Raw genomic sequence first — 19,441 nt, 5'->3', positions numbered from 1 at the left:
AAAAAACGAGGAGTCACCGATGTCCGAAACACTGCACAAGACCCCGCTGCACGCCCTGCACCTGGAACTGGGCGCGCGCATGGTGCCCTTCGCCGGCTACGACATGCCGGTGCAGTACCCGCTGGGCGTGCTCAAGGAGCACCTGCACACCCGCGAGCAGGCCGGCCTGTTCGACGTCTCGCACATGGGTCAGATCATCCTGCGCGGCAGCGACGCCGCCCGTGCCCTGGAAACCCTGGTGCCGGTGGACATCGTCGACCTGCCGGTGGGCATGCAGCGCTACGCCATGTTCACCAACGCCGAGGGCGGCATCCTCGACGACCTGATGGTCGCCAACCTCGGTGACGACACCCTGTTCCTGGTGGTCAACGCCGCCTGCAAGGACCAGGACCTGGCGCACCTGCGCAAACATATCGCTGATCGCTGCGAGATCCAGCCACTATTCGAGGAACGCGCCCTGCTCGCCCTGCAAGGTCCGGCGGCGGTCAAGGTGCTGGAGCGCCTGGCCCCGGAAGTGGCCGGCATGACCTTCATGCAGTTCCGCCCGGTCAGCCTGCTCGGCAACGACTGCTTCGTCAGCCGCTCGGGCTATACCGGCGAGGACGGCTACGAGATCTCGGTGCCGGCCGCCGCCGCCGAAGCCCTGGCCCGCCGCCTGCTGGCCGAGCCCGAGGTCCAGCCGATCGGCCTGGGCGCGCGCGACTCGCTGCGCCTGGAAGCCGGCCTGTGCCTGTACGGCCACGACATGGACACCACCACTACCCCGATCGAGGCCAGCCTGCTGTGGGCCATCTCCAAGGTGCGCCGCGCCGATGGCACGCGCGCTGGTGGCTTCCCTGGGGCAGACACCGTGTTCGCCCAGCAACAGGCTGGCGTGGCGCGCAAGCGGGTCGGCCTGCTGCCCCAGGAACGCACGCCGGTGCGTGAGGGCGCGCAGATCGTCGACCAGGCTGGCAAGGTGGTCGGCGAAGTGTGCAGCGGCGGCTTCGGTCCGACGCTCGGCGCGCCCGTGGCCATGGGCTATGTCGATAGCGAACATGCGGCCCTCGACACGGCGTTGTTTGCCGTCGTCCGTGGCAAGCAAGTTGCCCTGAAGGTCAGCAAAATGCCTTTCGTGGCACAACGTTACTACCGTGGCTGAATGAGTGGATTGGACGGGTTCGACATATTCGTTTTCGAACCTGTCCAATAACTTCTGAACATAGCGCCAGCCCAGGCGCCACGCCGTTTCCGACAAATCGTTCGGTTATCGGGAAAACCCTGATTTTCACCCCCCGCAAGGGCTTGTTTTTCGCTCGGCAGTTGGCGTAGAGTCATCGCACTGTGTTTGCATGGGTCGCAACAGTTCGTGACCTGGGCCAGTAGCCGCAATCTGCTACAACCCGTTCGACGTCTCTTACTTTCCTGCAACCCAGCCCAGTAGTCTTTCACTTACAAATGCGTGAAAGAAACTGTCATCAAAATTCAAGTTTCATAGGAAATAAGACAATGGCTGAGCGTCAGAACGGTACCGTCAAGTGGTTCAATGACGAGAAAGGTTACGGCTTCATCACCCCTGAGAGCGGTGCTGATCTGTTTGTTCACTTCCGTGCCATCGAAGGCAACGGCTTCAAGAGCCTGAAAGAAGGCCAGAAAGTCACCTTCGAAGCCGTGCAAGGCCAGAAAGGCCTGCAGGCTGACAAAGTTCAGGTTGTCGCTTAAGCGATTACCCGAATTCAAAAAGCCCCTGCCAAGTGCAGGGGTTTTTTTTTGCCCGTAGAATGGCGGCTTCGTCATTCGGAGCCGTCCTGCATGTCCAAGCCCCTGCTCTCACCCCAGGGTGATTTCCCCCCCGTCGGCCTGGGTCGCCGGCTGGCGGCGATGTTCTATGACTTCCTGCTGTGTACCGCCCTGCTGATCGTCACCGCCGGCGCCTACAAGATGATCCAGATGGCGATCATCGGCGAGGCACGCATGCGCGAACTGACCGAGGCCGGTGCACTGGATGGCGACCCGCTGCTGTCGACGATCCTGCTGTTCGCCCTGTTCGGCTTCTTCGCCAAGTTCTGGACCCACGGCGGCCAGACCCTGGGCATGCAGGTGTGGGGCGTGCGCGTGCAGAACGCCGACGGCAGCGCCATCAGCCTGTGGCAGGCGCTGCTGCGCTTCCTGGTGTCCATCGCCTCCTGGCTGTGCCTGGGGCTGGGGTTCTTCTGGTCGCTGATCGACAAGCGCCAGCGCAGTTGGCACGACATTTACTCCGAGACACAGCTGGTGCGTCTGCCCAAGCGCAAGAAGTAGCCCGGACGACGACCACCCTGTAGGAGCGGCCTTGTGCCGCGAAAGGGCCGCAAAGCGGCCCCGGCGATTCGTATCGTGGCGTAGATCCTTGTGCCGCTCTGCGGCCCCTTTCGCGGCACAAGGCCGCTCCTACAACAGTCCTGCTCACAAAAAAGCCGACCCAAGGGTCGGCTTTTTTTTGCAGCTCAGGCCATTATCCGGCCCGACGCATCAACCACAAACCAGCCAGCGCACAGATCCCCGCCGGGATCACCACCGCCAGCAACGGCGGGAAGCCGAACACCTGGCTCGATGGCCCCAGCAGGTCCCCGGCGATACGGAACACGAAGCCCACCAGCACGCCGGTGAACACGCGCTGACCCAGGGTCACGGAACGCAGCGGGCCGAAGATGAACGAGATCGCCATCAACACCAGCGCCGCAGTAACCAACGGCTGCAGGACCTTGGTCCAGAACGCCAGCCAGTAACGCGAGTTGTTCAGCCCCTGGTCGGCCAGGTAGTGGATGTAGTCCCACAGCCCGGTGATCGACAGCGACTCCGGCGCCAGCACCACGGTATTGAGCAGCTCCGGTGTCACCGAGACGTCCCACACTTCCTCGGGGCTCTTGACCACTTCGGTGTGGTCGCCGCGGAAGTAGGTGGTGGAGACATCGTTGAGCATCCACTTGCCTTCCACATACTGCGCCCGGCGGGCGAAGCTGGAGGTCTGGATCTTGCGCTCGGCGTCGAAACGGTAGCGGGTCACGCCCAGCAGCAGGCCATTGGGCTGCACCGAGTTGATGTGCACGAACTCCTCGCCCTGGCGGTGCCACATGCCGCGCTTGGAGCTTTGCGCCTCGCCACCGCCCTGGGCCAGCGAACGGTCGGCCTGGGCCTTGTTCTCGGTCACCGGGGCCACGTACTCGCCGATCAGCAGGCCGACCAGCATCAGCACCAGCATCGGCTTCATCACCGCCCAGACGATGCGGCCGATGGACACGCCGGCGGCACGCATGATGGTCAATTCGCTGCTGCTGGCCAGGCTGCCCAGGCCGATCAGGCAGCCGATCAGGGCCGCCATCGGCAGCATGTCGTAAAGCCGGCGCGGCGCGGTCAGCAGGACGAAGCTGCCAGCGTCCATGAAGGTGTAGGTCGCGCTCAGGTCGTTCAGTTCGTCGATCAGGGCGAACAGCGAGGCCAGGCCAAGGATGATGCCCAGCACGGCGGCGATCGCCAGCAGCACGCTCTTGCCGATGTAGCGGTCCAGTTTAACCACGGGCCACCTCCGCACGACGGGCGGCGCGCTTGAGACGCAGCGGCTCCCAGTACATCAGCGCCAGGCCGATCAGCAGGAACAGGCCATGGACCCACCACATGCCCAGCGAGATGGGCAGCTTGCCCTTCTCCAGGGCGCTACGCACGGAAATCAGCATCGTCAGATAGGCCATGTACAAAAGGATCGCCGGCAGCAACTTGAGGAAGCGGCCCTGGCGTGGATTGACGCGCGACAGCGGCACAGCCAGCAAGGTCACGACGAACACCAGCAGTGGCAGCGACAGGCGCCATTGCAGCTCGGCACGCTCGCGAATGCCTTCATGTCCGAACAGTTCGGACGTCGGGATCGCTTCGCGCTCGGTGACTTCCTCGGCGACTTCCGGCTTGGGCAGCAGCACGCCATAGGTGTCGTACTTGATCGCCCGGTAGTCGGCCTGGCCCGGGTTGCCGTCGTAGCGGTAGCCGTTCTCCAGCACCAGATAACGGTTGCCGTCGGCCTGCACTTCCTGGTGGCCCTTCTCGGCAACCAGCACCGAAGGCGCGCGGTCCTTGGTCTTGTCCTGGTTGAAGCGCTTCTCGGAGATGAACACCCCGCCGAGCTTGATGCGGTCATCGGACAGTTGCTCGGTGTAGGTCACCCGGGAACCGTCGCGCAGGGTCTGGAAACGGCCCGGCACCAGGGTGTCGAACTCGGTCAGGGCATCCTGCTGGGCGATGATCTTCTGCACCTGGGCAACGCCCAGGGGCGCCAGGCTCAGGCTCAGCCAGGCGACCAGCAGGGCCACCAGCGCCGCCGGCACCATGGTCACGGTCAGCAGGCGCTGCTGGCTCATGCCGGTGGCCGACAGCACGGTCATCTCGCTTTCGAGATACAACCGGCCATAGGCGAGCAGGATGCCGAGGAACAGCCCCAGCGGCAGGATCAGTTGCAGGAAGCCCGGCAGGCGGAACCCCATGATCATGAACAGCACGCTAGGATCGAGCGCGCCCTGGGCCGCCTGGGCCAGGTACTTGATGAAGCGCCCGCTCATGATGATCACCAGCAGCACGGCGCTGACGGCGCTCAAGGTCACCAGGACCTCGCGGGACAGATAACGAAAGACGATCAAACCAGACACTCCTGGGTTGTCAGGGGCGGACAGCCAAACGAACGATTCGGACAGCCAAGACCAATGCCGGTTCGCCAAGGCGAACCTCCATGTAAAAGTGCGCGCATTATCCTGTGATTGACGGCGCCTGTCACTTGGCCACGCAGCATGGCGCATATCGGGGTTGTCATCGTGGTCGCGGCAGGCTCAAACTGGCAGCTTTTCCGCTGGCAGGCATCGCCCGCCAGCCGCGTGTTCCGAGCGCTTGCGAAAGACAGCGCCCACTGACAGACAGATCATTCGGGGACCCCAGACATGGAATTGGTTGTAAAGAGCGTAGCCGCTGTATCCGTCAAGACCGCGACCTTGGTCGTACCCGTCGGTGAAGGGCGCAAGCTCGGCGCCACCGCCAAGGCCGTCGACCAGGCCAGCGAAGGCGCGATCAGCGCGCTGCTCAAGCGTGGCGACCTGGCCGGCAAGCCGGGCCAGACCCTGCTGCTGCACAACCTGCCGGGCCTGAAGGCCGAGCGCGTGCTGCTGGTCGGCAGCGGCAAGGACGAAGCCCTCGGCGATCGCGCCTGGCGCAAGCTGGTCGCCAGCGTCGCAGGCGTACTCAAGGGCCTGGGCGGCAGTGATGCCGTGCTGGCCCTGGACGACATCGCCGTCACCGGCCGCGACGGCCACTACGGCAAGTACCGCCTGCTGGCCGAGACCCTGCTCGACGGCAACTACGTATTCGACCGCTACAAGAGCCAGAAGGCCGAGCCCCGCGCCATCAAGAAAGTCACCCTGCTCACCGCCAAGGCCGGCCAGGCCGAGGCCGAGCGCGCCGTGAAGCACGCCAGCGCCATCGCCACCGGCATGGCCTTCACCCGCGACCTGGGCAACCTGCCGCCGAACGTCTGCCACCCGAGCTTCCTCGCCGAACAGGCCAAGGACCTGGGCAAGGCGCACAAGGGCCTCAAGGTCGAGGTGCTGGACGAGAAGAAGATCAAGGACCTGGGCATGGGCGCGTTCTACGCCGTGGGCCAGGGCAGCGACCAGCCACCGCGGCTGATCGTGCTCAACTACCAGGGCGGCAAGAAGAGCGAGAAACCGTTCGTGCTGGTCGGCAAGGGCATCACCTTCGACACCGGCGGCATCAGCCTCAAGCCTGGCGCCGGCATGGATGAGATGAAATACGACATGTGCGGCGCCGCCAGCGTGTTCGGCACCCTGCGCGCCGTGCTCGAGCTGCAGCTGCCGATCAACCTGGTGTGCCTGCTGGCCTGCGCCGAGAACATGCCGAGCGGCGGCGCCACCCGCCCGGGCGACATCGTCACCACCATGAGCGGGCAGACCGTCGAGATCCTCAACACCGACGCCGAAGGCCGCCTGGTGCTGTGCGACACCCTCACCTACGCCGAGCGCTTCAAGCCGCAGGCGGTGATCGACATCGCCACCCTGACCGGCGCCTGCATCGTCGCCCTGGGCAGCCACACCTCGGGCCTGATGGGCAACGACGACGCGCTGGTCGGCCAACTGCTGGACGCCGGCAAGCGTGCCGACGACCGCGCCTGGCAGCTACCGCTGTTCGACGAGTACCAGGAGCAACTGGACAGCCCGTTCGCCGACATCGCCAACATCGGTGGCCCGAAGGCCGGCACCATCACCGCCGGCTGCTTCCTGTCGCGCTTCGCCAAGGCCTACCACTGGGCGCACCTGGACATCGCCGGCACCGCCTGGATCAGCGGCGGCAAGGACAAGGGCGCCTCGGGCCGCCCGGTGCCGCTGCTCACCCAGTACCTGCTGGACCGCGCTGGCGCCTGATGGCGCACGGCCGGTGGCGCCCTGCGCGCCACCGGCCGGCACTGGACGATCATGAGCAAAGTCGATTTCTACATCCTGCCCAGCGACTCGCTGTCGGTGCGGCTGGATTTTGCCTGCAAGCTGTGCGAAAAGGCCTGGCGCCTCGGCCACCGGGTCTACCTGCATTGCCAGGACGAGGCGCAACGCGGCGAGCTCGACCTGCGCCTGTGGCAGTTCAAGGGCGAGGCCTTCGTGCCCCACGACCACGCCGAACAGCACCCGGACGCCATTGTCGCGCTGGGTATCGGCACTGATGCCGGCGAACACCGTGACCTGCTGATCAACCTGGGCGGCGATGTCCCCGCCTTCGTCGGCCAGTTCGAACGGGTCGCCGAGATCGTCGTCGAGGAACCGGCCATCCGCCTGGCCGCCCGCGAGCGATTCCGTTTCTACCGCGAACAGGGCTATGCTCTGCAAGATCACCGCTTACAGCGACTCTGACGACGATGGACAAGCAGCTGAACTCCCTGACCCATTCCGCCCACCTGCTCGACGACCTCGAGTCGATCCGCGAGCTGCTGGGCGACGCCGACCTGCAACCGCCGCTGCTGACCGAGACGGTGGAGCAGATTCCCCTGCTGCTCGACGAGCCGGCCCCCGCGCCGCCCGTCGCCGAGGCAGCGCCGGTAGCGGCCCCGGCACCTGAAGAGGATGCCCAGACCCGCCGGCAGGACACCCTGCTGCACCTGGACGCCGAACTGCGCGCCGCCGCGCAACTGATCATGCAGGACGTGATCAACGACTTCACCCCGCATATCGAGACCGAGATCAAGCGCCGCCTCGATGCGCGGCTGGAGCGGTTGCTCAAGCGTTCCGAGTAACCATTCGTCCGGATCGCGGGGCAAGCCCGCTCCCACGGCAACACGTGGGAGCGGGCTTGCCCCGCGATGGGCGCTACACCTGTCTTGAAGCGCGCAGCTTGGTTATACTTCCCGGCTTTCCCGAATTAATGCCTAAGGGTCCCGCCGCGCATGGATAAGACCTACCAGCCGCACGCCATCGAAACTTCCTGGTACAACACCTGGGAGTCCGAGAACTATTTCGCTCCACAAGGTGCAGGCGAGTCCTACACCATCATGATCCCGCCGCCGAACGTGACCGGCAGCCTGCACATGGGCCACGGCTTCAACAACGCGATCATGGACGCGCTGATCCGCTTCCGCCGCATGCAGGGTCGCGACACCCTGTGGCAGCCGGGCACCGACCACGCCGGTATCGCCACCCAAATGCTGGTAGAGCGCCAGCTCGAGGCCAAGGGCCAGAACCGTCACGACCTGGGTCGTGAGAAGTTCCTGGAGAAGGTCTGGGAGTGGAAGGATCAATCGGGCGGCAACATCAGCCGCCAGATCCGCCGCCTGGGCTCGTCGGTGGACTGGAGCCGCGAGCGCTTCACCATGGACGACGGCCTGTCGGAAGCGGTCAAAGAGGCTTTCGTGCGCCTGCACGAAGACGGCCTGATCTACCGCGGCAAGCGCCTGGTCAACTGGGACACCAAGCTGCACACGGCGATTTCCGACCTCGAAGTGGAAAACCACGACGAGAAGGGCCACCTGTGGAACCTGCGCTACCCGCTGGCCGACGGCGCCAAGACCGCCGAAGGCAAGGACCACCTGGTGGTCGCCACCACCCGTCCGGAAACCCTGCTGGGTGACGTCGCCGTCGCGGTCAACCCGACCGACGAGCGCTACCAGGCACTGATCGGCAAGTTCGTCGAACTGCCGCTGGTCGGCCGTCGCATCCCGATCGTCGCCGACGACTACTGCGACCCGGAGTTCGGCACCGGCTGCGTGAAGATCACCCCGGCCCACGACTTCAACGACTATGAAGTCGGCAAGCGCCACAACCTGCCGCTGCTCAATATCTTCGACAAGAACGCCACCGTGCTGGCCGCCGTGCAGGCGTTCAACCTCGACGGCAGCGTCAACGAAGGTATCGACACCTCGCTGCCGGCCCAGTACGCCGGCCTCGACCGCTTTGTCGCGCGCAAGCAGATGGTCGCCGACCTGGACGCCCAGGGCCTGCTGGTCAGCATCGACGACCACGCCCTGAAGGTACCGAAGGGCGACCGTTCGGGCACCGTCATCGAGCCGTGGCTGACCGACCAGTGGTATGTCTCCACCAAGCCGCTGGCCGAGCCTGCCATCGCCGCCGTGGAAGACGGCCGCATCCAGTTCGTGCCCAAGCAGTACGAGAACATGTACTTCTCCTGGATGCGCGATATCCAGGACTGGTGCATCAGCCGCCAGCTGTGGTGGGGCCACCGCATCCCGGCCTGGTACGACGAGGCCGGCCAGGTCTACGTCGGCCGTGACGAGGCCGAAGTGCGCGCCAAGCACAACCTGGGCAACGAGGTGAAGCTGCGCCAGGACGACGACGTGCTCGACACCTGGTTCAGCTCGGGCCTGTGGACCTTCTCCACCCTGGGCTGGCCGGAGCAGACCGAGTTCCTGAAGAAATTCCACTCCACCGACGTGCTGGTCACGGGCTTTGACATCATCTTCTTCTGGGTCGCCCGGATGATCATGCTGACGATGCACCTGATCAAGAACGAGGACGGCACCCCGCAGGTCCCGTTCAAGACCGTCTACGTGCACGGTCTGGTCCGCGACGGCCAGGGCCAGAAGATGTCCAAGTCCAAGGGCAACGTCCTCGACCCGCTGGACATCGTCGACGGCATCACCCTCGACGCCCTGCTGGAAAAACGCACCAGCGGCATGATGCAGCCGAAGCTGGCCGAGAAGATCGCCAAGCAGACCAAGGCCGAGTTCCCCGAAGGCATCGCCAGCTACGGCACCGACGCCCTGCGCTTCACCTTCTGTTCGCTGGCCTCCACCGGTCGTGACATCAAGTTCGACATGGGCCGCGTCGAAGGCTACCGCAACTTCTGCAACAAGATCTGGAACGCCGCCCGCTACGTGCTGGACAAGGGCGAGGACTGCGGCCAGAACGGCGAGGCCTACGAGTTGTCGCTGGCCGACCGCTGGATCATCTCGCAGCTGCAGCGCACCGAAGCCGAGGTTACCCGCCAGCTCGAGCAGTTCCGCTTCGACCTGGCCAGCCAGGCCCTGTACGAGTTCATCTGGAACCAGTACTGCGACTGGTACCTGGAGCTGTCCAAGCCGGTGCTGTGGGACGAGAACGCCCCGGTCGAGCGCGCCCGCGGCACCCGTCGCACCCTGGTGCGCGTGCTGGAAGTCGCCCTGCGCCTGGCGCACCCGTTCATGCCGTTCATCACCGAAGAGATCTGGCAGCGCATCGCGCCGCTGGCCGGCATCGAAGGCAAGACCATCATGCTGCAGCCGTGGCCTGAAGCGAACGAAAGCCGCATCGACGCCGCCGCCGAAGGCGACATCGAGTGGCTCAAGGAGCTGATGGTGGGCCTGCGCAACATCCGCGCCGAGATGAACATCGGCCCGGGCAAGCCGCTGCCGCTGTTCCTGAAGAACGCCAACGCCGACGACCAGCGTCGCCTGCAGGAAAACGAAGCCCTGCTGAAGAAGCTGGCCAAGGTCGAGTCGTTCACCGTGCTCGGCGAGCAGGACGAAGCGCCGCTGTCGGCCACCGCGCTGGTGGGTGACCTGCAGGTGCTGGTACCGATGGCCGGCCTGATCGACAAGGACGCGGAGCTGGCGCGCCTGAGCAAGGAGATCCAGCGCCTGCAGGGCGAGGTCCAGCGCGTGGGTGGCAAGCTGTCCAACGCCGCCTTCGTCGACAAGGCGCCGCCTGCGGTGATCGAGAAGGAACGCGCCAAGCTGGCCGAGTCGGAGCAGGCCCTGGCCAACTTCACCGAGCAGCATGCGCGGATTGCTGCGCTGTAATATTCAGTGAAGCCATCGCGGGGCAAGCCCGCTCCCACGCCATCCCCCACTACAGGGGCGAGAACGTGGGAGCGGGCTTGCCCCGCGATGCTTTCCGGGACCAAACCATGACTCAGAAACCTACCCTGCACCCACGCAACCGCCACCAGGGCCGCTACGACTTTCCCGCGCTGATCAAGGCACACCCTGACCTGGCCCGCTTCACCATTACAAATCCCTACGGCAAGCCCAGCATCGACTTCGCCAACCCCGAGGCCGTGCGGGTGTTCAACCGCGCCCTGCTCAAGGCCCAGTACGGCATCCAGCACTGGGACATCCCGGCCGACTACCTGTGCCCGCCAATCCCTGGCCGCGCCGACTACATCCACGTGCTGGCCGACCTGCTGGCCGAGGACAATGCCGGCGAGATCCCCCGTGGCGCCCAGGTGCGCGCCCTGGATATCGGCGTCGGCGCCAACTGCATCTACCCCCTGCTCGGCCACAGCGACTACCGCTGGCGCTTCACCGGCTCCGACATCGACGACATGGCCCTGGCCTCGGCCAAGGCCATCGTCCAGGCCAACAAGCTCGACAAGGCCATCAGCCTGCGCCAGCAAGCGCAGCCCAGGCACATTCTCAGTGGCCTGCTGCAAGCCGACGAACGCTTCGACGTCACCCTGTGCAACCCGCCGTTCCACGCCTCCCGCGAGGAAGCCACCCGCGGCAGCCAGCGCAAGTGGAAGAACCTCGGCAAGCAGGACCACAAGCGCAAGCTGCCAGTGCTGAACTTTGGCGGGCAGAACAACGAACTGTGGTGCGAAGGTGGCGAGATTCGCTTCGTCAGCCAACTGGTCGCCGAAAGCGCTCAGTACGCGGCCCAGGTGCTGTGGTTCACCAGCCTGGTGTCCAAGGCCAGCAACCTGCCGGGTATCGAGGCGGCCTTGAAGAAGGCCGGGGTGAAGGCCCTGCGCATCGTCGAGATGGGCCAGGGGCAGAAGCAGAGCCGCATGGTCGCCTGGAGCTTCCAGGACGACAGCGCACGCCAGCAGTGGCATGCCGCGCGCAAATCACAGGCATGAAAAAACCGCGCCCGGGCAAGCCGGGCGCGGTTTCGTCAACGCATCAACAATTACTTGTTGATCGAGTCGGTCAGCACTTTGGCTGGAACGAACTTGACGACTTTCTTGGCAGCGATTTCGATGGCGGCGCCAGTCGAAGGGTTGCGGCCGGTACGGGCAGGACGCTCGGAGACTTTCAGCTTGCCGATGCCTGGCAGGGTGATTTCGGCGCCGTTTTCCAGTTGGTCGGCAACGATCTGGCCCAGTTGCTCCAGAGCAGCGCGCGCGGTGGTTTTCGGCGCGTCGATGGATTCAGCAATGTCGGCAATCAGTTGGTCTTTGGTCAGTGCCATGGTGGTGTTCCTTCCCTATCAAATCAGAGGTTGTGCAGCATGTTTGGTCGGTGGTCGGGCCAGCCCGGGACAATCCAGAGGCCGCGTCGATCGCGTATGTAGATACGCAAATCGGCGTTTGGTTCGACACCGCGCAAGCGATCTGCCAGCAATGCGCCACCCAAGGGGCGCAAGACCGCGCAAAGCTACCACAGGAATCGAGAAATATCCGCTGTCGACATTGATTTTGTGCAGGTTTTTCGGGGGTTTTCGGAAAAATCGCAAAAAAATGAACAAAAAACGAACAACTGGCATTTGTGCCAATATCTGGCCACTGCATCACCCCCACCCTGAGGTAAACTGAGCGACTTTTGCAGCGCGGCTTTTCACCGCTCAGACCACCGAGAATTCCATGCCAATCCGTCATTGCATCGTTCACCTGATCGACAAGAAGCCCGATGGCAGCCCCGCCGTGCTCCATGCGCGCGACAGCGAACTGGCAGCCTCCGACGCCATCGAGAACCTGCTGGCCGACCTCAACGACAGCTACAACGCCAAGCAAGGCAAAGCCTGGGGCTTTTTCCACGGCGAGTCCGGCGCCTACCCGTTCAGTGGCTGGCTCAAGCAGTACCTGGATGAGGAAAAGGACTTCGCCGCCTTCAGCCGCGTCGCCGTCGAGCACCTGCAGAAGCTGATGGAAGAGTCCAACCTGTCCACCGGCGGCCACGTGCTGTTCGCTCATTACCAGCAAAGCATGACCGAGTACCTGGCCATCGCCCTGCTGCACCACAGCGAAGGCGTGGCGGTGAACGCCGAACTCGACGTCACCCCGTCGCGCCACCTGGACCTGGGCCAGCTGCACCTGGCGGCGCGGGTCAACCTGTCCGAGTGGAAGAACAACCAGAACTCCAAGCAGTACATCTCGTTCATCAAGGGCAAGAACGGCAAGAAGGTCTCGGATTATTTCCGCGACTTCATCGGCTGCCAGGAAGGCGTCGACGGCCCGGGCGAGACCCGCACCCTGCTCAAGGCTTTCAGCGACTTCGTCGAGAAAGAAGACCTGCCGGAAGAATCTGCCCGGGAGAAGACCCAGACCCTGGTCGACTATGCCACCACCCAGACCAAGCTGGGCGAGCCGGTGACGCTGGAGGAGCTCTCCAGCCTGATCGACGAGGACCGCCCCGAGGCGTTCTACGACCATATCCGCAACAGCGACTACGGGCTGTCGCCGGAGATCCCGGCCGACAAGCGTACCCTCAACCAGTTCCGGCGCTTTACCGGGCGTGCGGAGGGGTTGTCGATCAGCTTCGAGGCGCATTTGCTCGGGTCGAAGGTGGAGTATGACGAGGAAGCCGGGACGCTGGTGATCAAGGGCTTGCCGACGCAGCTGATCGATCAGTTGAAGCGGCGCAAGGACTGAAATAGCCGGGGGCGCGTTGCGCCCCTTTCGCGGCACAAGGCCGCTCCTACAGGAATCGCGCTCCCCTTGTAGGAGCGGCCTTGTGCCGCGAAAGGGCTGCAAAGCAGCCCCAGCGATCTCAAAATAAGCACCGATTCATCAGACTTTCCCCATTCCCTGTAGTCCATTTCCCAAACATACTCCCAAGCCCTTTCAAGCCATTGCGGTGGTCTGGGTTGGCCTCTAGTCTCGGGCAGTCGCTGCACATTCAGCGATCGGCTTTGACAGGCCGTCCTAGGTTTATTCCCGTGGCTTAGCCTTCATGGCGGCTGTGCGTGGGGCACTTTATGTGCGCCGGGTTTTGGGATGCCTACCGGTCTGTCAACCCATGTACAGCTGCCACCTTCTTGTTTGACAGCAGGCGTGTGGTGGCCCTATCCAGGTGCCCCAAAATGCTAAAGATCGTCCCCGATCCACCCCACAACCCTCATTCCCTCGAAGACACCCTCATCCAGGCCACCGAGTACGCCCTGTGCGCCTTGACCGTTGCCCATCACGCCGTGCAGCTCAAACCCAGGTCGCCGGCTGCCGTGCTGATGATGGCGTCGATGCATGAAATGGAGTCGCTGCGTGTGTTGCTCGAAGCGGCATTGATCCAGGTACAGATGCCGGCGCAGGCGCCGACGTTGCATTAAGCCCAATCGCGGGGCAAGCCCGCTCCCACGCCAGCACTCAGTAGGCCTCGGCTGCGTGGGAGCGGGCTTGCCCCGCGATGGCGCCCGCACAGGCACCGACCCTTTCAGGGAGAAAAATCATGACCACAGACAACACCCCCACCACCGTCGGCAAGACCAAGTTCTACCAGGGCGAAGGCATGACCGACCCGCTGTTCTGCATCGAACCCGGCATCCCCTGCCAGCACGCCCGCGACCAGGCCTCGGAACTGATGGGCTGCGTACGCGACCTGACCATCACCGGGATCATGGAGGAAAAGCCTCAGTTACTCTGGGCGTCGTATTACCTGAGCGCCCTGGCCAAAGCATTGATGGATGATGCCGAACTAGGCATGAAGCACTGAACAGGGAACAAGGCGGCGCCATAGGTGTGCAGGACCAAGGCGCCCTGGCGAGGACACTACCCCCCGAGTCCGGCATAGGACGCCACCAACGCCTCCTTCGCCGCCTTGCGCAGCTTCTTCACCAACCGCTCCTGGCGCAACGCCTCGCCCTTGTCCGGCCATTGCTCCACATACACCAGCGCCTGCGCCGGGCTGGTCTTGAAATAGCGCGCGCCCTGCCCTTTCTGGTGCTTGATGAACCGTCGCTGCGGATCGTCGCTGATACCGCAGTACAACGAGCCATTGGCGGCACGCACCAGGTAGACGTACCAGGGTTTGCAATCGGGGGAAGGCGCTGTTTCGCTCACGGCTCGGTTCGGTGCAACGGAAGAAGGCCGCCAGCTTAACGCCTCAGCGCGCCTGCTGGAATGCGCGAAGCCCCTTGAACGCCTGATGGCGCACCTTGTTCTGCAGCATCGGCGTCCAGCCCAGCAGCACACCCGGCATGCCCAGTGCCTGACGTGCCCAGCGCCACAGGCCGAAGGTATCGTCGTGTTGGCAGATCAGCCCGTCGCGGATCACGAAGCGCGCCTGGATATCGTTGACCACCACCCGCCCGGTCTGGCTGAACAGGTAGGTCGCCACCCAGTGCGCGCCATCGCTGCGCACGTCGTCGAAAGTCAGGGTGAAGTCCTTGGCGCGGGCGGTGAGCATCCGCCACATATCACCCGCGTCACGCCCGCGCAGGGTGCCGAAGACCGGGTCGCTGAAGACGATGTCTTCGCTGTAGCAGGCCACCATGGCCTCGGCATCCAGGCGCTGGAAGGCCTGGTAGAAACGGGTGATCAGGGCGCTGTTGGCATCGCTCATGGACTGTTCCTGCGCAAGGTGCGAAACCCGCAAGATACTGCCTGGATGCCAGCAACACCATGCCCATTCGCGTCGTGAATGACGATCACGGGGCAGGCCAGCGCCTTAAACGTGCTCGCTGTTGACCTGCACATGCAGCGCGCGCCCGGCGCCGAGACCGAACAGGATCGCCCCGACGCCCAGCACCGCGAAGATCCAGCCCACCGCGCTCCAGCCACCGGTCAAGTCATGCACCAGGCCCACCGCGAACGGCCCCATGGAAGCCAGCGTGTAGCCCACGCCCTGGGCCATGCTCGACAGGTTCGCCGCCACATGGGCGTCCTTGGAGCGCAGCACGATCAGGGTCAGTGCCAGGGCGAAGGTGCCGCCCTGCCCCAGCCCGAGCAGGATCGCCCAGCCCCACAGCCCCTCGATCGGCGCATACAGGCAACCGAACAGCCCGCCCAGGGTCACCAGCATCACCACCACGATGGCGAGGCGCTGGTCCTTGCCACGCGTGGCCAGCCAGGGCGCGCTCAGGGAGCTGATCAGTTGCACGATCACCGAACCGGACAGCACAAGCCCCGCCTCGGTCGGGCTCAGCCCGCGACCGATCAGGATCGAAGGCAACCAGCCGAACACGATGTAGGCCAGCGACGACTGCAGGCCCATGTACAGCGTCACCTGCCAGGCCAGCGGGTCGCGCCACAGCCCGCGCACGCGGTAGGCGACCTTGTGCACGCCATGGCCCTGACGGGACTGGGGCAACCAGACCAGCATCGCCAGCAGGGCAGGCAGCAGCCAGAAGCCCAGCCCCAGTGCCCAGCTGTCATCGAAGTGGCGGGTCAAGGGCACCGTGGCCCCGGCGGCCATCGCGGCGCCCAGGCACAGCGCCATGGTGTAGACGCCGGTCAGGGTACCGGCGTGCTGGGGGAAGTCGCGCTTGACGATACCTGGCAGCAGCACGCCGATGATGCCGATGCTCGCCCCCGCCATCAGGCTGCCGAGGAACACCCCGGTGGCACCCAGGGTGCTGCGCACCAGGATGCCCAGCGCCAGGGTCAGCAGAATGCCGAAGATCACCCGCTCGCTGCCGAAGCGTCGCGCCAGGATCGGCGCCAGCGGCGCGAACAGCCCCAGGCACAGTACCGGCAAGGTGGTCAGCAGCCCGGCTTGCGATGCGCTGAGCCCCAGCCCTTCGGAGACCTGGCCGAGCACCGGCGACATGCTCGACAGCGCCGGACGCAGGTTCAGCGCCACCAGCACCAGGCCCAACAGCAACAGCCAGGGCCTGCGCAGCACCACGGGCTGTTGCTGGACCTGCTCGTCGTCGGCTTCGGCGTCGATCAGCAGTTCGTCGAGCTCCGCCTCGCGGGGAGCGGTGTTGCGGGTCAGTTGTTCGGCCATGGCCTTCTCGTTGTCAGGATTCGATGAGGGTCCGGCTCAGGTGCTTGGCCCGTTCCGGATCGCGTTGTTCGAGGGCGTCGAGGATCTGCCCGTGCAGGTCGAACACGGCCTGGCAGCGGGGGACGGTGGTCATGTTGTGCTGCAGGGCGGCGCGGACCACGCTGGAGAAATAGCGGTACAGCTCGCTCAGGGCGGGGTTGTGGGCGGCGTCCACCAGGCGCTGGTGGAAGACCAGGTCGCATTCTACGTAGGCGTCGACATCGCCATGGAAGTGCTCCGCGCTGTGCTGCAAGGCCTCGCGCAGGGCCTGCAGGTCGGCGTCGGTGCGGCGCATGGCGGCCAGGCCAATGGCTTCTGCTTCAAGGATATGGCGGGTTTCGCGGGCGTGTTCGACTGCGCAGCGGGACATGACCTGCACGGCCTGCAAGGGGTCCACGGCGGTACGCAGGTAGCTGCCGTCGCCCTGGCGGATTTCCACCAGGCCGCTGAAGGCCAGGACGCGCATGGCCTCGCGGACGGTGTTGCGGCTGATGCCCAGGTCGCTGGCCAGCTCTGGTTCTGTGGGTAGGCGTTGGCCTATCGACCAGGTGCCCTTGGCGATGCGGTCGCGGAGCTGGTCTACGGCTTGTTCTACCAGGGAGCGTTTGATGAGCGGGGTCACGGGGTGGGTACGTCCAGTCATCGGATGAATTTTCTTGGGGTTGGACGATAGCGGTTGGGGGGGGATTGGGCAAGGGTTTGGGTTCGAATTTCAGGGCGTGGGTTTTGATTTTTTTATGCGCATTCGTAGACGATATCGACATTTAGTCACCTTTCCGCCCTTACGTGAACTGACCCCCGAAAGTTGGACGCCTGACTCCAACCGGAGGGTGTTCCATGACGAAATACAATCTAGCGCTCAAGCAAGCACTCATCGAAGAGTGCCTTTCTGCACGGAGTGTTCATGAGGTAGCACTGAAGCATAGCCTGAGTCCATCGTTGCTACGCCGTTGGATAAAGGGCTATGAGCAACACGGCGCAGCAGGTCTGACTACCAAGTACAGCCACTACGACGCCCAGTTCAAGTTGAAGGTTTTGCAGTGCATCGAGCAAGGCGGACTGTCAGCCCAGCAAGCCTGCATACAGTTTGATATCCGAGGTCCGAGTAGCATCAGGCAGTGGAAAAGGCTGTACGATGAAGGCGGAGTAGAAGCACTTCACCCGCATCGTGCCCGAGAATCCCGAATGCCCCGCAAAGCATCAAAACAACCCAGCATAAGCCCGGCTACCCCTGCAGATACCGAGCTGACACCTGAGCAGATGCTCGAAGAGCTGGAGTATCTGCGTGCGGAGAATGCCTATCTAAAAAAGCTCGATGCCTTGATCCAAGCGGACCCCAGCACTGCGCAATCAAGAAAGCGCAGACCGTCCAAGGATTGAGGCATGAGCATCGGCTAGCTCTGCTTTTACGCGCGGCAGGGCTGGCACGCAGCACCTTCTATTACCAAAGCAAAGCGTTGGTGACCGACAAGCATGCGGTTCTCAAAGAGCGCATCAATAGCCTCTATCACAAGCACAAGGGGCGGTACGGCTATCGCCGCATCACCGCAGTGCTTGAGCGGCACGGCGAAGTGATCAATCACAAGAAGGTGCAGCGGTTGATGCAGTTGATGAATCTGAAATCCCTGGTAAAAGTGAAGAAATATCGCTCCTACCGAGGTTCCGAAGGGCTTGTTGCATCTGATCTGCTCAAGCGTGAATTCAAGGCGGAAGCCCCTAATCAGAAATGGGTAACCGATGTGACTGAGTTTAAGGTGAAAGGGCAGAAGCTGTATCTTTCACCTGTGATGGACCTGTACAACGGCGAAATTCTTGCCTATCAGATCAATCCGCGCCCTGAGTTCAAGATGGTATCGACGATGTTGGAGCAAGCTTTCGAGCGGCTGAGCCCAGATGACAAACCGATATTGCACTCCGATCAAGGTTGGCAATATCGACAGCCTGCTTATCGACATATGCTGGGCGGAAAGGAAATCCAGCAGAGCATGTCGCGTAAGGGCAACTGCCTGGACAATGCCGCGATGGAAAGCTTTTTCGGTACACTCAAGAGCGAGTTTTTCTATCTGGAATCGTTTGACAGTGTTGAGCAACTGGCATCAGGGCTAGAGGACTACATCGCCTACTACAATCAAGAACGTATAAGTCTAAGACTGAATGGCTTGAGCCCGGTACAATTTCGGACTCAAGCGCTGAACCCATAGCGTACCCCGTCCAACTTTCGGGGGTCAGTTCAACGGCGGGTTACTTTGGTCTTGGCCAAAGTAACCAAAGCCGCCCCGCTCCGTTCATCCGGCCCCTACGCTGCGCTCCGGGGTCCCCTCGCTCCGTTCTTGCTCCCGGGAGGACCGCGCTGAACGCCCCATCCTGGGGCGCAGCGCTTGACGGCCATCCATGGCCGTCACCTCCCTCCGCAAGAACTCCGCTCGGCCTCCTGAAGTCGCAATTGGTGTTGCCTGAACTATCGCGCGCTTAGAAGCAAGAGCAAGAGCAAGAGCAAGAGCAAGAGCAAGAGCAAGAGATGCGAAGCTATTTGATTGATAGTTAGTTATATATTGGCTGTTCCGACCCTTTCGCGGGGCAAGCCCGCTCCTACAGAGATCTATATAACGACGACTATTGCGTGGGAGCGGGCTTGTCCCGCGATACGATCGAGAGATTATTGAATTTCTAACTAGCGACAGCTGCGCCAGCCCAGGCGCCGCCCGTAACTTGCGCGACTTCAGGAGGCCGAGCGTAGGTCTTGCGGAGGGAGGTGACGGGCATGGATGCCCGTCAAGCGCTGGGGCCCAGGATGGGCCCTGCAGCGCGGTCCTCCCGGGAGCAAGGCCGGAGTGAGGGAACCCCGGAGCGAAGCGCAGGGGCCGGATGAATGAGCGCGCGGTTTTGCTTACTTTTGACGCGGACGGCGAGTCAAGACAAAAGTAAGTCGCCGCAAGGCGAAACAGCGATATAAGCGTCGCCGCTTGAAAAAGCCAAAACAGAAATATTAAAACAACAAGGCGCGAGTCAGAAGTCATAATAAAAACTTCGAAC

At 63.4% G+C, this 19,441-nt stretch carries 19 protein-coding genes; 12 read left to right on the top strand and 7 right to left on the bottom strand.

Features of this window, described 5'->3' with window-relative positions; all coding sequences use genetic code 11:
- Nucleotides 1-19: 19 nt before the first annotated feature.
- The 3 genes from gcvT (at nt 20) to VUG52_RS05260 (ending at nt 2,280) form a co-directional block, all read left to right on the top strand.
- On the top strand, nt 20-1,141 hold the full coding sequence (gene gcvT, locus VUG52_RS05270) for a glycine cleavage system aminomethyltransferase GcvT (RefSeq protein ID WP_050704122.1): 1,122 nt from the start codon (nt 20-22) through the stop codon (nt 1,139-1,141).
- A gap of 347 nt (nt 1,142-1,488) precedes the next feature.
- Nucleotides 1,489-1,701 carry a cold-shock protein gene (locus VUG52_RS05265; protein ID WP_050704121.1) on the top strand — a complete coding sequence of 71 codons (213 nt, stop codon included), beginning with the start codon at nt 1,489-1,491 and terminating at the stop codon, nt 1,699-1,701.
- A gap of 90 nt (nt 1,702-1,791) precedes the next feature.
- Nucleotides 1,792-2,280: an RDD family protein gene (locus VUG52_RS05260; protein WP_028691993.1), complete on the top strand. Its 489-nt coding sequence runs from the start codon at nt 1,792-1,794 to the stop codon at nt 2,278-2,280.
- A gap of 193 nt (nt 2,281-2,473) precedes the next feature.
- Here VUG52_RS05260 and lptG read toward each other — a convergent pair whose 3' ends face one another.
- Nucleotides 2,474-3,535: an LPS export ABC transporter permease LptG gene (gene lptG, locus VUG52_RS05255; RefSeq protein WP_050704120.1), complete on the bottom strand. Its 1,062-nt coding sequence runs from the start codon at nt 3,533-3,535 to the stop codon at nt 2,474-2,476.
- Nucleotides 3,528-4,643, bottom strand: a complete 1,116-nt coding sequence (gene lptF, locus VUG52_RS05250; RefSeq protein WP_050704119.1) for an LPS export ABC transporter permease LptF — start codon at nt 4,641-4,643, stop codon at nt 3,528-3,530. Before lptF ends, lptG begins: the two co-directional genes overlap by 8 nt.
- Nucleotides 4,644-4,937: 294 nt before the next feature.
- On the opposite strand from lptF, the gene VUG52_RS05245 reads away from it, so the two are divergent.
- From VUG52_RS05245 to rlmF, 5 genes are all read left to right on the top strand, one after another.
- Nucleotides 4,938-6,431, top strand: coding sequence for a leucyl aminopeptidase (locus VUG52_RS05245; protein WP_050704118.1), 1,494 nt, complete (start codon nt 4,938-4,940; stop codon nt 6,429-6,431).
- A 51-nt stretch (nt 6,432-6,482) separates the two neighbouring features.
- Nucleotides 6,483-6,911: a DNA polymerase III subunit chi gene (locus VUG52_RS05240; protein WP_050704117.1), complete on the top strand. Its 429-nt coding sequence runs from the start codon at nt 6,483-6,485 to the stop codon at nt 6,909-6,911.
- 5 nt (nt 6,912-6,916) lie between these two features.
- Nucleotides 6,917-7,291, top strand: coding sequence for a hypothetical protein (locus VUG52_RS05235; protein WP_050704116.1), 375 nt, complete (start codon nt 6,917-6,919; stop codon nt 7,289-7,291).
- Between the two features lie 150 nt (nt 7,292-7,441).
- Complete coding sequence (locus tag VUG52_RS05230) at nt 7,442-10,288, top strand: valine--tRNA ligase (RefSeq protein WP_050704115.1); 2,847 nt, start codon at nt 7,442-7,444, stop codon at nt 10,286-10,288.
- A gap of 107 nt (nt 10,289-10,395) precedes the next feature.
- Nucleotides 10,396-11,346 carry a 23S rRNA (adenine(1618)-N(6))-methyltransferase RlmF gene (gene rlmF, locus VUG52_RS05225; RefSeq protein ID WP_050704114.1) on the top strand — a complete coding sequence of 317 codons (951 nt, stop codon included), beginning with the start codon at nt 10,396-10,398 and terminating at the stop codon, nt 11,344-11,346.
- A 50-nt stretch (nt 11,347-11,396) separates the two neighbouring features.
- Here the strand turns inward: rlmF and VUG52_RS05220 are convergent, their stop codons facing one another.
- Entirely contained in the window at nt 11,397-11,678 is a 282-nt protein-coding gene (locus VUG52_RS05220) for an HU family DNA-binding protein (RefSeq protein WP_011535502.1), read from the bottom strand.
- 391 nt (nt 11,679-12,069) lie between these two features.
- Between VUG52_RS05220 and yejK the strand changes: the two genes are divergently transcribed.
- The 3 genes from yejK to VUG52_RS05205 all read left to right on the top strand — a co-directional run bounded on the left by yejK (nt 12,070) and on the right by VUG52_RS05205 (nt 14,134).
- Nucleotides 12,070-13,077 (top strand): nucleoid-associated protein YejK, encoded by a 1,008-nt coding sequence (yejK, locus tag VUG52_RS05215; protein WP_050704113.1) that lies wholly within the window; start codon nt 12,070-12,072, stop codon nt 13,075-13,077.
- Between the two features lie 431 nt (nt 13,078-13,508).
- Nucleotides 13,509-13,751, top strand: coding sequence for a hypothetical protein (locus VUG52_RS05210; protein ID WP_046854291.1), 243 nt, complete (start codon nt 13,509-13,511; stop codon nt 13,749-13,751).
- Between the two features lie 119 nt (nt 13,752-13,870).
- Nucleotides 13,871-14,134, top strand: a complete 264-nt coding sequence (locus tag VUG52_RS05205) for a DUF3077 domain-containing protein (RefSeq protein WP_050704112.1) — start codon at nt 13,871-13,873, stop codon at nt 14,132-14,134.
- A 56-nt stretch (nt 14,135-14,190) separates the two neighbouring features.
- On the opposite strand, the gene VUG52_RS05200 is transcribed toward VUG52_RS05205, so the two are convergent.
- The 4 genes from VUG52_RS05200 to VUG52_RS05185 all read right to left on the bottom strand — a co-directional run bounded on the left by VUG52_RS05200 (nt 14,191) and on the right by VUG52_RS05185 (nt 17,051).
- Nucleotides 14,191-14,481, bottom strand: coding sequence for a GIY-YIG nuclease family protein (locus VUG52_RS05200; RefSeq protein WP_050704111.1), 291 nt, complete (start codon nt 14,479-14,481; stop codon nt 14,191-14,193).
- A gap of 43 nt (nt 14,482-14,524) precedes the next feature.
- Complete coding sequence (locus VUG52_RS05195) at nt 14,525-14,983, bottom strand: nuclear transport factor 2 family protein (RefSeq protein WP_050704110.1); 459 nt, start codon at nt 14,981-14,983, stop codon at nt 14,525-14,527.
- A gap of 105 nt (nt 14,984-15,088) precedes the next feature.
- On the bottom strand, nt 15,089-16,369 hold the full coding sequence (locus tag VUG52_RS05190) for a CynX/NimT family MFS transporter (RefSeq protein WP_050704109.1): 1,281 nt from the start codon (nt 16,367-16,369) through the stop codon (nt 15,089-15,091).
- A 13-nt stretch (nt 16,370-16,382) separates the two neighbouring features.
- Complete coding sequence (locus VUG52_RS05185) at nt 16,383-17,051, bottom strand: FadR/GntR family transcriptional regulator (protein ID WP_050704108.1); 669 nt, start codon at nt 17,049-17,051, stop codon at nt 16,383-16,385.
- 194 nt (nt 17,052-17,245) lie between these two features.
- Here VUG52_RS05185 and VUG52_RS05180 point away from each other — a divergent pair.
- A protein-coding gene (locus VUG52_RS05180) for an IS3 family transposase (RefSeq protein WP_423812696.1) occupies nt 17,246-18,609 on the top strand; the annotation gives its coding sequence in 2 pieces (ribosomal slippage) (nt 17,246-17,731 and nt 17,734-18,609; 1,362 coding nt in all).
- Nucleotides 18,610-19,441 lie beyond the last annotated feature (832 nt).

The organism is Pseudomonas sp. LH21, assembly GCF_036549575.1.
GTDB lineage: Bacteria > Pseudomonadota > Gammaproteobacteria > Pseudomonadales > Pseudomonadaceae > Aquipseudomonas > Aquipseudomonas peradeniyensis.
This window is presented reverse-complemented; position numbering and strand designations above follow the sequence as displayed.